The sequence below is a fragment of the Hymenobacter rubidus genome, assembly GCF_016734815.1.
GTDB lineage: Bacteria > Bacteroidota > Bacteroidia > Cytophagales > Hymenobacteraceae > Hymenobacter > Hymenobacter rubidus.
In genome coordinates this window covers 1-14130 of the sequence record NZ_JAERQF010000059.1, presented here as the reverse complement: position 1 = coordinate 14130, position 14130 = coordinate 1, and the positions used below count along the sequence as shown (strand labels likewise).

9 protein-coding genes are annotated in these 14130 nt (G+C 61.7%); all 9 read right to left on the bottom strand.

Annotated elements, in window-relative coordinates:
* Positions 1–150: 150 nt before the first annotated feature.
* A complete protein-coding gene (locus tag JKL48_RS22445) occupies positions 151–1179 on the bottom strand; it encodes a T9SS type A sorting domain-containing protein (protein WP_201987582.1) in 1029 nt (342 codons plus the stop codon).
* A gap of 113 nt (positions 1180–1292) precedes the next feature.
* Positions 1293–2480 (bottom strand): T9SS type A sorting domain-containing protein, encoded by a 1188-nt coding sequence (locus JKL48_RS22440; protein WP_201987580.1) that lies wholly within the window; start codon positions 2478–2480, stop codon positions 1293–1295.
* Positions 2481–2694: 214 nt separating this feature from the next.
* Entirely contained in the window at positions 2695–3705 is a 1011-nt protein-coding gene (locus tag JKL48_RS22435) for a DUF4886 domain-containing protein (protein ID WP_201987577.1), read from the bottom strand.
* Positions 3706–3761: 56 nt separating this feature from the next.
* Positions 3762–5138 carry a dicarboxylate/amino acid:cation symporter gene (locus JKL48_RS22430; protein ID WP_201987576.1) on the bottom strand — a complete coding sequence of 459 codons (1377 nt, stop codon included), beginning with the start codon at positions 5136–5138 and terminating at the stop codon, positions 3762–3764.
* 181 nt (positions 5139–5319) lie between these two features.
* Positions 5320–6729, bottom strand: a complete 1410-nt coding sequence (locus JKL48_RS22425) for a SusD/RagB family nutrient-binding outer membrane lipoprotein (RefSeq protein WP_201987574.1) — start codon at positions 6727–6729, stop codon at positions 5320–5322.
* A 141-nt stretch (positions 6730–6870) separates the two neighbouring features.
* On the bottom strand, positions 6871–10170 hold the full coding sequence (locus JKL48_RS22420) for a SusC/RagA family TonB-linked outer membrane protein (RefSeq protein WP_201987572.1): 3300 nt from the start codon (positions 10168–10170) through the stop codon (positions 6871–6873).
* Positions 10171–10369: 199 nt separating this feature from the next.
* The gene (locus JKL48_RS22415) at positions 10370–11716 is read right to left on the bottom strand and encodes an MFS transporter (RefSeq protein ID WP_317191985.1); all 1347 of its coding nucleotides are present in this window, start codon (positions 11714–11716) and stop codon (positions 10370–10372) included.
* A gap of 171 nt (positions 11717–11887) precedes the next feature.
* Complete coding sequence (locus JKL48_RS23675; RefSeq protein WP_201987570.1) at positions 11888–13159, bottom strand: sensor histidine kinase; 1272 nt, start codon at positions 13157–13159, stop codon at positions 11888–11890.
* Positions 13156–13839, bottom strand: coding sequence for a response regulator transcription factor (locus tag JKL48_RS22405; RefSeq protein WP_201987568.1), 684 nt, complete (start codon positions 13837–13839; stop codon positions 13156–13158). The genes JKL48_RS23675 and JKL48_RS22405 overlap by 4 nt, the downstream gene beginning before the upstream one ends.
* Positions 13840–14130: the final 291 nt, after the last annotated feature.

Below are 14130 nucleotides of genomic sequence, written 5' to 3'. Positions count from 1 at the left end.
GTGGGCACCACCTCAATCTTGCCCGCCGGCTCCTGCGAATGGTAATTCAGCGCGTCCTGTTGGTTGATTTTTAGCATTAAAACGGATGGTAATGGATGCTGCCGTGCTCGCCGGCACGGCACGAATGGAGGGCTGCATTGTGGCAGCAGCCTAATGGCTCACAATTATTCGCTTCGCGATGGTAGTTGGGCCCAAATGCAACCGCAAAGTATATACGCCGTTGGCCAATGTCTCCACATCGAGGGCAACGGTGCTGCTACCAGTTGCCACGCTTGCCGACTGACGATATACTAGCTGACCTAAGCCGTTGAATAGCTGTAGTTGAACGCGACCTGTCTGCATTTCTGCGGGCAGTTGTATGGGGAGCTGCTGGGCCGCCGGATTGGGATAAATAGCTGCCTGCGCCGCTACTTTTTCATCGGCGTGGGCCAGCGCGGAGGCCAGCGGCGCCAGGGCCACGCCGCGAAAGGCCGTGTTGGTGGCGGGCGTGGCAAACGGGGCTGGCAAGTTGCTGTTGGTCGGCGCCGCGTTGTACCCGGCGTTGTCCGTCACGGCATATAATCCCCCTTCGCCACTGGCCACCAACGACACCACCGTGCCGCTGGTGCTGCCAGCTAGTCCGCGCAGCGGGGCGGTAGCCGAGCCGCCAATGGTGCCATTCAACGTCCAGGTGCCATCCACCAAGCTCCATTTCTGAATGCCGTTGACGCTGGCCGCTGAACGGAAATTGGTAGCGCTGAAGGCATCGTCAATGCGCGTACTGGTGTCAATGGTGCCATCGGCGGCCACGCGGCCGATGATGCGGTTGGTGGCCGCCGAAGTGGTGCCCGTGACGGGGACCGTGCCCACGGCCGCATCGTAGCCGGTGAGTATTAGATAGCGGCCGTCGGCCGAGCGGGTCATGTTGTTGTCGAAGGTGGCGGTGCCGCTGTTGGTAAAGCTTTGGTTGGTGCCGGCGTCCACGGTGGGCCGCGCAATGGTCTGGACCAGTGTGCCGCTCAGGGTGTACTCGGCCAGAAACACGGGGGCGGCGGCGCTGGTGAGGGCAGCCGTGCCATCGCCCACCCGCACCACCACAACGTTGCCGGGGGTATTTCTTGGCGCGGCGGTGGCCTCCGCCCCAAGAAATACCCCCAACAGACCGAGCGCAAAGCGGCCGAGCAAACCGTAATTTTTCAACTGAAAAGTAGACGTTCTGAACACGTCAATGATGGTTAGCGGAGGGAATTGCAGAGAATGAGGAAGAGAATGCGGAAAAGAAAATCCCGTTAATGGGGAAGCGAGCAGCTGCGTTATTCCACAACCAGGCGCCGGGCCTGGCCACCGCTGCGCACCACGTACACGCCAGCCGGCAGGTGCTCCGGCAGTACCAGCTGCAAGGCGCCCACCGGCGGAACCACACCAGCCAAAATGCGCTGCCCCAAGGTGTTGTAGACTTCCACCACTTGCCCCGGCAAAAGGCCGCCGAGTTGCACCGCAGCCCGTGCCGGATTGGGCCATACCGACAGTGCAGCTGCCCCGGCGCCCGGCTGCGCCCCGGCCGTCACCACCACGCTCACCTGCTGGTATGCCAGTTGTTGCAAGGCCACTGCCGCCGCAGAGGTGATGCCCAGTGCCACGGCCGCCTGCTCTGCACCGCCCAAAGTGCGCGGGTCGATGCCGGTGATGGTGTAGAACAACACGCAGGCGTTGAGGTAGCTACCCCACTTGCTGGGGTGGTTGTAGTCCACGGCCCAGAGGTTGAGCTTGGTGGGGTCGGCGTTGTAGGGGTCGCGGGTGGCGGTGCCCGCCACAATGGCCCGCAGCCAGGCATCGCCGGCCGGGGCCACAGCGGCGTAGCGGGCGTTGCTGAAAAAAGCGCGGTAGTAGCCCCGGTGCAGGTCGGCCGTCATCGTATCGATGGGCAGGCCCGAATAAGGCTGGCTGGTAGGGTAAGTGAGGTCGGCACGGGCCCAGGTTTGGTAGAGGTACACCTGCGCGGCGGGGTTGGCGGTGTGAATGGCTTGTTCCAGGCGCGTGGAGTAGTCGTAGAACGCGGCCCGGCTGCCGCCCCGGGCGTCTGGGATGGGCCGGGTGCTCACCTCCTGCAACACCACTTTGTTCCAACTGGCCTGCGCAATCACCGACAGGGCGTTGTTGTAGTGGTATTGCAGCGAGTTACCGCTGATGGCCTCGATGTGGACATCGTAATTCAGCCCGGCCTCATCGGTAAACTTCTTGAAGATGCCTGGAATGCCGCCCCACGGCCCCGGCTCGCTGGCCACGCTCTCGTAGCGCGGGTTGGTGCTGGGCAGGCCGTAGTTCTCATCGGTGACGGCGGCGGAGTTGTAGTTCAGCACCGGAGCGTATTTGCCGTGCGTGAAGCTGTTACCGACGAACAGAATACGGGTTTGGGCCGCGGCCACTGAACTCAGCCCACACAAGGCAAGGGCCAGCCCGCCCAGCCGCCGCGCGGCCGGAGAAAGGAGTCGAAAATCCATAACGAAATCAGTAAAAAGAGACAAAAAGAAGTATTGCATGAAAGGCAGTCATGCAGAGGTGCAGCCGTAGCATCCTGCTTGCGCCGCCTGTCATCCTGAGTAGGGCGAAGGGCCTTTTCACGATTGTACCGAAAGGAGCTACTGCAAACTCTTATTCGGTAAGAAGGTCCTTCGCGCTGCTCAGGATGACAGGCGATTTAGCGACTACATCGGCTCAGCCTTTCCTGGTTTTGGTCTTGATTTTGACCTTGCCGGGCGCGGCATTTCCCCCAGCGGCTTTGTCGGAAAAAGCAGTGGGCCGGGCGGTGCGCACCTGCTCGTAGGCGATGCGCTGCAGGCTCACGGCCTCGGCGGGCGCGATGCCGAGCGCGGCGGCCGCTTGCTCGCCGGCCCCGAGGGTGCGCGGGTCTTTGCCGGTTATCTCGGCCAGGAGCACGCAGGCGTTCAGGTAGCAGCCCCATTTGCTGGGGTGGTAGTAGTCGGGGCCCCAGAGGTTGATTTTGCCGGCTTCGGGGGTGTAGGGGTTGCGGGTGGCTACGCCGGCTTCGATGGCCCGGAGCCAGGCATCGCCGGCCGGCGCCACGCCGCTGAACTTGGGGTCCTGCTGCAGTACGCCGTAGTAGGCCGCGTGCAGGTCGGCCGTCATCGAGTCGACGGGCAAGCCGGCATAGGCGCCTTTGGGCGTGTAATGCATGTCGGCGCGGGCCCAGGTTTGGTAGAGGTAGAGGCGGGCGGCGGGGTTGGCCGTGTGCACGGCCTGCTCCAGCTTGGCGGCATACTCACGGAACACTTCGGGGTGGCCGGTGCGGCGGGTGGGCAGGACATAGGCGCTGTTTTCCTGCAAAACCACCGTGTTCCAGCGCGGCTGCTGAATGAGGGGCAGCACGTTGTCGTAATGAAACTTCAGGGTTTTGCCGCTGATGGATTCGATGTGCACCTCGTAGTTGAGGCCAGCCTCATCGGTCAGCTTTTTGAAGATGCCGGGAATGCCGCCCCAGGGGCCGGGCTCCTCAGGGTGGTTTTCGAAGCGCGGGTCTTCCTTGGGCAGGCCGAAGTTTTCGTCTTTCACGTTCTCGGCGTTGTAGTTGAGCACCGGCGGGTATTTGCCGTGGAAGAAGCTGTTGCCCACAAACAGAATGGCGTTGGGCGCGGGCGCCTGGGCCCCTGCGGGCGCAAGCGGGAGGGCACTCAGAGCAGCCAGCGCCAGGGATTTTGGAAAGAGCATTTTCACCGGATGATGCGGATATAGAAAGGGTGAAACCAAGGGGATGGACCGGCGCGCTACCGGGCGGGGCTGGCCGCCGCTTCGGCGGGCAGCGCCGACGATTTGGCCACGGCTTTTATCGACGGAGGCGTGGCTACGGCCTGCTCAGGCAGCACGTCCAGGCCTTGCAGAGCCCGCTGGTGCTGCGCTTCGTCAAACTCACCTTCACTTTTGGCGATGACCAGCGTAGCCACGCCGTTGCCGATAACATTGGTAATGGCCCGCGCCTCGCTCATAAACCGGTCGACGCCGAGCAGCAGGGCCACGCCTTCCACCGGAATGACTTTGGTGGCCGCCAGCGTAGAGGCCAGCACAATGAAGCCCGAGCCCGTGACACCCGCCGCGCCCTTGCTGGTGAGCATCAGAATGCCAATCAGTGAGAGCTGTTGAGTTAGCGACAGGTCGATGTTGAACGCCTGGGCCAGGAAAATGGCCGCAATGGACAGGTAGATGGACGTGCCGTCGAGGTTGAAGGAATAGCCCGTGGGAATGACCAGGCCCGCCACCGAGCGCGAGCAGCCGTAGCGCTCCAGCTTGTCAATCATGCGCGGCAGGGCCGACTCCGACGACGAAGTGCCCAGCACCAGTAGAATTTCTTCCTTGATGAAGCCCAGAAAGCGCCACAAGCTCAGGCCGTAGAAGCGCATGATGCCGTTCAGCACCCCAAACACGAACACAAACATGGTGAGGTACACCACTAGCATGAGCTGGGCCAGCGGCAGCAGCGTGGCCAGCCCGTACTTGCCAATGGTGAAGGCCATGCCGCCAAACGCGCCAATCGGGGCCAGCTTCATCACCAGCGCCAGCACCCCAAACATGGCGTGCGACAGCCGCTCAAACGTGCGCATCAGCGGCTGCCCGTACTCGGCCGGAATGCGGCTCACGGCCAGGCCAAACAGCACCGCAAACAGCAGCACTTGCAGCACGTCGCCCTCGGCAAAGGCGCCCACCACGCTGTGGGGCACAATATGGGTGAAGAAATCGACCCAGTTCATGCCACCGTTGGTAGCGGCGGCCGCGGTGTACTTAGAAGCCTCGGCCGCCTGCGCCGCGCTTTGGGTAGCCACCGAAGCGCGGGCGTCGATGCCCACGCCGGGGTGCGTGAGGTTGGCCGCCGTGATGCCGATGGCCAGGGCCAGCGTGGTCACAATTTCGAAATAGAGCAGGGCTTTGCCGCCCACACGGCCCACCTTTTTCAGGTCGCCCATGCCCCCGATGCCCAGCACCACCGTTAGGAAGATGATGGGCGCGATGAGCATTTTAATCAGCCCGATGAACGTGTCGCCCACCGGCTTCAGGGCCGCGCCGAAGCTGGGGAAAAACGTGCCGACCAGCACGCCCAGCGCAATAGCTGCGAGCACCTGCACGGTGAGGTTGGAAGAGAGTTTCTTCATAAAGTTGGGTAACTGGGGGCCGGCTTTCAACAGAACGTCATGCTGAGCGCAGCCGAAGCATCTCGCGTGTGGTAGTGACTCAATCGCAAGAAAATAATTAGTGAATGCACGCGAGATGCTTCGACTGCGCTCAGCATGACGTTCTGTTGAAAGCCGGACTACGTTCTGCGTAACCGTCCATCTACTGATTAACCCGCGTAGGTACGAAAATGCTGGGAATCGGGCTAGGAACGGACGAATTGCGGTCGACTTCCGACTGCGGGTACAGGAAGCGCACCGGCAGCTGGGTGCCCACGTTCGGCGTGAGCGGCACGCGGATATCGGTTTCCGTCAGGGTGCGACGCACGTCGTTGAAGCCTTCAATCTGGCCCATGAAGGTGACGTAGCGCTCCTCCAGAATCTCGCGCAGCAAGGCCCGGATGGGCGTCAGGTTGGCCGCCACGGTGGGGTTTTCGAGGCCGCCGGGGTTGAAGTCAGCCGCCACGTAAGGGTCGTACTTAATGTTGGCCGCCACCACGTAGTTGGTGCTGAGGTAGCCGCCGGTGGCCAGGTAGGCGCGGTAGGTATTGAGGCGGGCGAGGCCGGCGGTGAAGCCGTTCACGCGGGCATCGGCCTCGGTCAGAATCAGCAGGTTTTCCTGGTAGGTCAGCATCGGGTAGGGCGTGGTTTTGTAGAACGCGCCGCCCACCGAACCGGTGTTCAGGGCCGTGGCGCTGGAGTAGAGGTAGTTATAGCGGGCCCGCTCGTTGGTTTTGCTGTTGGCGCGGGTGCGGGTGCCGGTGGGGCTGATGATGCTGAGGGCAAACTGGCCCAGGCCCATGTAGCCGCCCTTGTCTTCCACCAAAAACTGGTAGTACAGGCTCGAGCCGCCGGTGTTGTCGATGTGCGGGAAGTACAGGCTGTTGGCGTTGGTGCTGATGCCGTTTTGGGCAGCGGCCAGCGCCTTATCGTACTGCTTGGCGTGCAGGTAGTTGCGTGCCTTCAGGGTATAGGCGGCCTGGCGCCAGCGCACCACGTTGCCGGCCGCGATGATGTCCTGGGCCGAAAAGTCGATAAAAGCCGTCGAGTTTAGGTTCACGATGGCGCTGTCGAGCAGGGTTTGCACGGCGGCGTACACCTGGGTTTGGTCGTCGAATTTGGGGTTGGGGTAAGCCTCGTTAACGGCCTGGCTGAAGGGCACATCGCCCCACAGGTCGGCGGCGGTGCTGGCGGCGTTGGCTTCCAGCACCTGGGCCACGCCCGCCAGGCGCTTGTTGTTCACGTCCAGCGCCTTCTGCCGCATCAGCCGGGCATTTTTGATGACGTTGGAATACACAAAACTCCAGGGCGTGTTGAAGTCGTTGGCCACCACGGTGTACTGCTGGTGGCTCTGGTATTGGAACAGCAGCCCGTCGAAGTAGCCCGCCCACACGCCGGCGCGGCGGGAGCCGTCGCCTTCGTGCACCAAGTCGTCGGCCAGCTCCACGCCGGTCAGCATCACCGGCGCCGAGGCATCCTGCGGGTTGTTGGGGCTGATGTTGAGGTCATCGACCAGGTTTTTGCACGAAGCCAGCAGGGCTAGGGCGAGGACGTAGGAGATATATTTTTTCATGGGAATTCGATGGGGAAGGGTGGGATTGTTCGACCGGGGAACCTCACCCCCGGCCCCTCTCCCGCGGAGAGGGGAGCCAGACGCGAGAGCCGTTGAACGCACCCCTCTCCGCGGGAGAGGGGCCGGGGGTGAGGTGAACGGTTAGAAATCCAGCCGCAGCGTGGCCAGGTACGACCGGGTGCTGGGGTTGTTGAAGTACACGATGCCGCGGCCAGAGCCCGAGCCGGCCAGGTTGGAATCGGGGTCGATGTTTTTCACCCCGCTAATCAGCCACAGGTTGCGGCCGCTGAACTCGATGCCCGCGCCCTTCAGGCCGAACCGGGCGGAGGGCAGGTGGTAGGTGTAGCCGAGCGTGATTTCGCGCAGGCGGGTCCAGGTGGCGTCCTGCACGAAGGGCTCCAGCACGTTGCCGAAGTAGCCGCCGAGGCCCGTGTACCAGCTTTCGGTAAGGGCTACATCGCCGGCGCCGAAGTTCTGAATATTGCCCCGGAAGGGTGTGCCAGCCTTGATGACCGTGCCGGTTGAGGTTTTCAAATCGTGGTCGGCGGTGCGCTCCACGGCGGTGGCGGCGCTGGTGCCGTAGTCGAGCAGCACGGCCTCGGTGGCGTCCACAATGTCGCCACCCTGCGAGTGCTCAAACAGCGCGTGCAGGCTGAAACCCTTGTAGCGGGCCGTGAAGCCGGCCCCGGCGCGCCAGTCCGGGTTGGGGTCGCCGAGGACTTGCTGGGTGGTGTTGCTGGTGGGGAAGCCGTTGGCGTCCAGAATCATGTTGCCAGCTTCGTCGCGCGCCCAGCCGGTGCCCCACAGCGCGCCCAGCGCCTGGCCCACCACAGCCCGCGACGAAACGCCGGTCAGGCCGCCCAGGTCGATGGTGCTGGCGCCATTCAAGCTCAATACCTTGTTACGGTTGCGAGTCCAGTTGGCGTCGAAGGTCAGCGACCAGTCTTTTTCCTGCACCGCCGCGTAGCTCAAATCCACTTCCACGCCCCGGTTCTGAATCGAGCCCGCGTTGGCGTAGAGCGAGGTGAAGCCGGTGCTCGACGCCTGCGGAATGCTCAGCAGTGCATCCGTCGTCTTGTTGAAATAGGCCGTGAAACCGGCGCGCAGCTTGTTGTCGAAGAAGCGCAAATCGGTGCCCACTTCCAACTCCTGCTTCTTCTCGGGGCGCAGGTAGGGGTTGCCTTTGCTCTGGCTCTGCACGTAGGTGCCGGTGCCAAACAGGCTGCCGTCGAGGTTGGGGTTGCTGTCGTCGATGAAGTTCGGCGCGATGAAATACGTGGTGGTGTTGTACGTAGCGGGCTGAATGCCCACGATGCCAAACGAAGCCCGCAGCTTGCCAAACGAGAAGATTTTATTGCCCTGAAAAGCCGGCAGCGTCGAGAAGTCCCAGGCAATATCGGCGGCCGGATAGAAGAACTGGTTCGGCGACAAATCCCCGAAAGTGGAAGCCGCTTCCAGGCGGCCCGTCAGGTTGACATACAGCTGGTTGTAGAACTCGCCGCCCACCGTGGCGTAGCCGGCATCGGTCACCTGGCGGATGAAGCTGTCGTCCAGCGTAGTGTTGGCCACGGCCGAGTTGTTGAGGTCGGCCGGGGCGTTCGGGATGATGAAGTTGACGCCCGTGCCGGTCAGGTCGGTGTTGCGGCGCTGATTGTAGTTGAAGCCCACCAGGCCGTTGATGGCAATGTTCTCGCTGAAGCGGTGCTCGGCCCGCCCAATCACGTCGAGGTTGAATTGCAGCTCGCTGTACTGGTCGCGGGTGTAGGAGCCGGTGGGCACGTTTTTGGAGTTCACCGGGAAGTAGCCAATCTGCTCATCGGTGAAGTAGTCGACGCCCGCCCGCGTCGTAAAATGCAGCCAGCTGGTCGGATTCACATTGATTTCAGCGCTGTTGATGAAGCGGTTCACCTTGCTGGTGTTAATTTCCTGGTGGGTCGTCCAGAGCGGATTGTTGAAGCCGGGGTCGTTGGTGTTGCCGGTGCTGTTGCGGTAGGCGCGCTGGCGGTCCGTAATCAACGCTCCGGTGGGCGAGGCCGCGTAAGAACCCTTGTAATCGGTGTTATCGAAGTCGGCCGGGGTGCGTAGCAGGCCCAGCATGGTGCTGCCGTTGTTCACGCCGCGCCGCACCCGGTTGGAATTGGTGAGGGCGTATGATGAGTTGCCCGAGATGCTCAGCCACTTGCTCAGCTGGCGGGTGGCGTTGAGGCGGGCGGTGGTGCGGCGGTAGTCGCTATTGCCCTTAATCACGCCCTTCTGGTTCAAATCGCTCAGGCTGAAGAAGTAGTTCGACTCCTTATTGCCGCCACTCAGACTCACCGAGTTGTCGAGGTAGTGCCCCAGGCCAAACACGGCGTCGTAATTCTTTTTGTTGAAAGTTTCCTGCGAGTTCTTGGTCGTGATGGGGTAGTACAGGTTGCCGTTGTCGGCCCGGAAGTACTCGCCGGTGGTGTTCAGCACGTCGGCCGCGCCGCTGCGGTTAGCAATTTTGTCGCCCCAGCTGCGGGCATTGTTGCGCCGCCACACGCCGCCGGTACCCTGCCCGTAGATGTCCTGCAAGGTGTAGTTGCGGTTCACCTGGTCAACGGAATAGGTGCTTTTGAACGAGATAGCCAGCCGGTCGCTGCTGCCTTTTTTGGTCGTAATCATCAGCACGCCATTAGCAGCGCGGGTGCCCCAGAGCGCGGCGGCTGAGGCGCCTTTCAGCACTTCCACCGAGGCAATATCGTCGGGGTTGATGTCGCTGAGGCGGTTTTGTTGGGTTACGCCGCTGCTGGCCTCGCCCCGCGTGCCGCTGTTGATGGGCACGCCGTCGAGCACGATGAGCGGGTCGGTGCCGCGCGTGATGGTGCTCTGGCCGCGAATCAGAATCTGCGAAGCCGCGCCGGGGTCGGCGCCGGAGGAGCGCGAAATCCGCACGCCCGAAGCCTTGCCACCCAGCGCGTCAATCACGCCCACTTCGCCCGAGTTGGCCACTTGGCTACCCGACACTTTGGAGGAAGCGTAGCCCAGCTTGTCCTTCTCCACCACGAAGCCCAGGGCATTCACCACCACCTCTTTCAGCTCGGTCGAAGTCGGCTCTAATTGCAGGCTGATGCTGCTGCGGCCGTTCACGGGCACTTCCATCGTCTGGTAGCCCACATAGCTGAACACCAGCACGTCGGTGGCCGGGTTGTCAACCTCGATGGTGAACACGCCCTTGGAATTGGTGGCCGTGCTTTTCTGGTTTTGCTTGTTGATGACGGTCACAATTTCCAGCGGTTCGCCGGTGGCTTTGTCCGTCACGGTGCCCTGGATGGTGGCCTGCACGCGCTGCGGGCCCGATGTTGAGGCGGAAGAAGTGCCAGGCCCGCGGGTGGCCGCAGCGTGGCGAGCCTGAGCCGGCGCCACCGCAACCAGCAGCCCGGCCTGTAAGCAGATTCCGGTGAATAGCAGTTTTTTCATGAGGTAAGGGTGGGATTTTTGCGCAACCCGGCCGGGTGGCCCGGTCGCAGGAGAAAGTGTAAGAAGGAAGCGCTTCTGCGGTCATGCAGAGCGTAGCGAAGCATCTCGCGTGGGGTAGTAATTCATTCGATTGGTTTACTTCGGCACGCGAGATGCTTCGCTGCGCTCTGCATGACGTTCTGGTGCGCTGCATTCTCCGCTAGCCGTCGTCGTTGAGGCGGGAGGTTTTGCGGGTATCTTCCATGGCCAGAAAAACCAGCAGGGAAATGGCAATGCAGCCCGAGATATACCAGTAGAAGTAGGGCTCGCGTCCCTGCCCTTTCGACCACAAGGCCAGGTACTCGGCCGTGCCGCCAAACAGCGCCACCGTGAGGGCATGCGGCAGCCCAATGCCCAGCGCCCGGATTTCGACCGGAAACAGCTCGGCCTTCACCACCGCGTTGATGCTGCTGTAACCGCTCACCATCACCAGGGCCACCACCAGCAGCAGGAAGGCCACCCACGGCGTGGTGGTGTGGCTCAGGGCCGTGAGCAGCGGCACGGTGCCCACGGTGCCCAGCACGCCAAAGCCAATGAGCAGCGGCCGGCGCCCCACCCGGTCCGACAAGCTGCCGAACACCGGCTGCAAGGCCGCAAACACGAGCAGCGAGAGGAAGCAAATGTTGGTAGCTGCTTCCTTGGACATGTGCGCCGTGTTCACCAAAAACTTCAGCATGTAGGTAGTGAAGGTGTAGAAGGCCAGCGTGCCGCCCATGGTGAGGCCCACTACCGTGAGCACGGCGCGGGGGTGCCGCAGCAGCAGGATGATACTGCCCTTTTGGTACTCGGGCTTGTGCTTTTGGGCCTCGAAGGCGCTGGTTTCGTCCAGGTTATTGCGCAGGTACAGGGCCACGATGGACAGCACCGCCCCAATCACAAACGGAATGCGCCAGCCCCAGTCCAGCAATTGCGCTTCGGTGAGGAGCACCTTTTGCAGCATCAGCTGAATGCCCAGGGCCAGCAGCTGCGCCCCAATTAGGGTCATGTAGAGGAAGCTGGAGTAGAAGCCCCGGCGGTGCGGCGTGGCCATTTCGGCCAGGTAGGTGGCCGAAACGCCGTACTCGCCGCCCACGCTCAGGCCTTGCAGCAGCCGGGCCGTGAGCAGCAGCACCGGCGCCACCAGGCCCACGGTTTGGTAGGTGGGCGTGAGGGCAATGAGCAGCGAGCCCAGCGACATGAGCAGAATGCTGAGCGTCATCGACTGCTTGCGGCCTACTTTGTCGGCAATGCGACCGAACATCCAGCCCCCGATGGGCCGCATCAGAAAGCCCAGGGCGAAGATGCCCGCCGTTTGCAGCAGCTGCGCCGTGGCATCGCCCGACGGGAAAAACGAGGCCGAGAAGTAGAGCGAAAACGAGGAGAAAACGTACCAGTCGTACCACTCCACTAGGTTGCCCACCGAGCCGCTCACAATGGCCTTGAGCCGACGGCGCGAGATTTTCTCCGTGGGAGCCACCTCCGGCCGGGAACTGGGAGCAGAAAGAACTGTGGAAAATTGTGTGGCCACCGGGATTGGAATCAGAAACCAAAATCACTGGAACGACAAAGTGAGTCGTTACTCACGCTCCGGGATGGCACAAAACACTCTCCCAATCTTGATGAAATTTTATAGAAATGTTGGAGTTTGATTGAAATTTTAGCTCAACCCTGCCAGCGACGGCCCTACCAGAAACGTTTGCTACTCCAAGCCGGCCGCAAATGCTACCCGAATGGTGTGCCAGCCGGCCTCGTAGGTGTAGCTAAGGCGGTGCCCGTAGAGCTCGCCGATGCGCTTGACAATGGCCAGGCCAATGCCGATGGAATCGAGGGCCGCATTGCCTTTTTTGAACCGCCCAAACAACTCCTCGACCGGCGCAGAGGGCGCGTGGCCGGTGTTTTGGAGCAGCAGCTCATCGGCGGAAAGCCGCAGGCGAATTTTCCCGCCGGCCACGTTGTGGCGGATAGCGTTGCTCAGCAAGTTGTTGAGCAGCAGCTGCGCCAGCGACGCATCCAGCGGCACCTGCACGCCGGGTTCGATGTATTGCTCGGTGCTGATGCCTTTCATTTCGGCCAAATCGGCAAAGGCCGCCTCGGTGGCCGGCACCAGCTCGCTGAGGTTGGTGAGCACGTGCGGGCGCGACTCGTAGTGTTCCAGCTTGGCCAGCAGCGTGAGCGAGTGGTTGATTTTGGCCAGGCGCTCCAGTTCGTCGTGCATGGCCGTGAGGCGCAGAAACTGTTTCTCGCTCAGCTCCGAATCCATGAGCAACTCAATCTGGGCCTTGATGCTGGCAATGGGGGTTTGCAGCTCGTGGGAGGCATTTTCGGAGAATTCCTGCAGGGCCTGGTAGTCGCTTTGGGCGCGGGCCGTCATGCGCACCAGGAATTGGTTCAGCTCGTTGAACTCGGCCGTGTTGCTGGCCGGGAAGGCCATGTTGTCTTTCTGACTGAGCTGAAACAGCTGAATACCCCGCAAGGTATCGTTGAACGGCTTGAGGATGCGCCAGGAAATAACCTCGCTGAGAATGACCACCAAGGCCAGCAAAAACACGAACGTCCAGGCAAACACCAGCACCAGCCCGGTCAGGTAAATGTCGTTGGGCTCCACCACCGCCGCCTTGCTGGTGATGGCGAAAGCCCGGCCCTCGATAAACGGATAGGTGGTGAGCCGCACAATGGCCGCTTTGGATTGCAGAGCGGCATCCCATTCATCGCGCACCTGTACCTTCTGAGTCAGCGAGTGGTTTCGGCTCGCCAGGGCGACGATGCGCACGTTGACTCTCGACGAATCGCCGGCGTAGTCGCGCCCGCTGCGCAATTGGTCGGCCACCACCGCATTCAGGTGCTCCAGCTTGCCGATGGTGGCCTGCGTGACGCTGCGCGACAGGGCCGCGTACACGATGGCAAAGCCAATGCTGAGCACGAAAAACGTAATCACCGCGTAGGCGATGGTGTAGCGGTAGTTAAGCTTCACTCCTCGGCCGCGTTTAGCTTGTACCCAAACCCGTAGACGGTGCTGATGTAATCCTTGCCGCCGGCATCGGTGATTTTCTTGCGCAGGTTCTTCACGTGCTGGTACACAAAATCCACGCTGTCGAGGTTGTCGGTGTAGTCGCCCCAAAGGTGGGCCGCAATGGCTTGGCGGGTCAGCATCCGGCCCTTGTTATTGATGAAATAGAGCAGCAGGTTGGTTTCCTTGCGCGTGAGGTTCAGCAGCTTGCCCTGCACCCGGCATTCCATCGACTCCAGGTCGGCGGTGATGTCCATGAAGGTGAGCAGGTTGTTCTTGTGGGGGCTGCGCCGCCGCATAATGGCCTTGATGCGGGCGTGCAGCTCGGGCAGCGGAAATGGCTTGGTGATGTAGTCGTCGGCGCCCTCACTCAGGCCGGTGAGCTTGAAGTCCAGCGCGTTTTGGGCCGAGATGATGATGACGCTGCTTTCCACGCCGTCCTTGCGCAGCAGCTTGAGCAGGTTGATGCCGTTGCCATCGGGCAGCATGATGTCGAGCAGCACGCAGTCGTAGCTGAACAGAATCAGCTTCTCGCGCGCCTCGTCAAACGTGGCCGCCACTTCGCAGATGTAGTGCTCCTGCACGAGGTAGCCGGCAATGCTTCTGGCCAGTTCCGCGTGGTCTTCAACTAACAGGATTTTCATGAAAGTAGGCGAACAGACCAGGAAGTGAGTGGGAATGGGGTGGCCTGACGGGAAAAGCGAAAAAAGACAATATCAAAGTGGTGCTGGCTCAGCGGCACGCCCATGGTTCGCGTAAAAACGCATTAGAGCGGTTTCGGTATCAGTGTACAGTCCGAAGCAGCGGCAGTAGTAGCGCGAACTGTGTAGTTCGCGTACCCCGCGCCGTTAAAGAAGGTCAAACGGCGTGGCGAGGCGAACTACACAGTTCGCGCTAGTATACAGCGACCCCGAAAGTGCTCTTAAACTACGGTT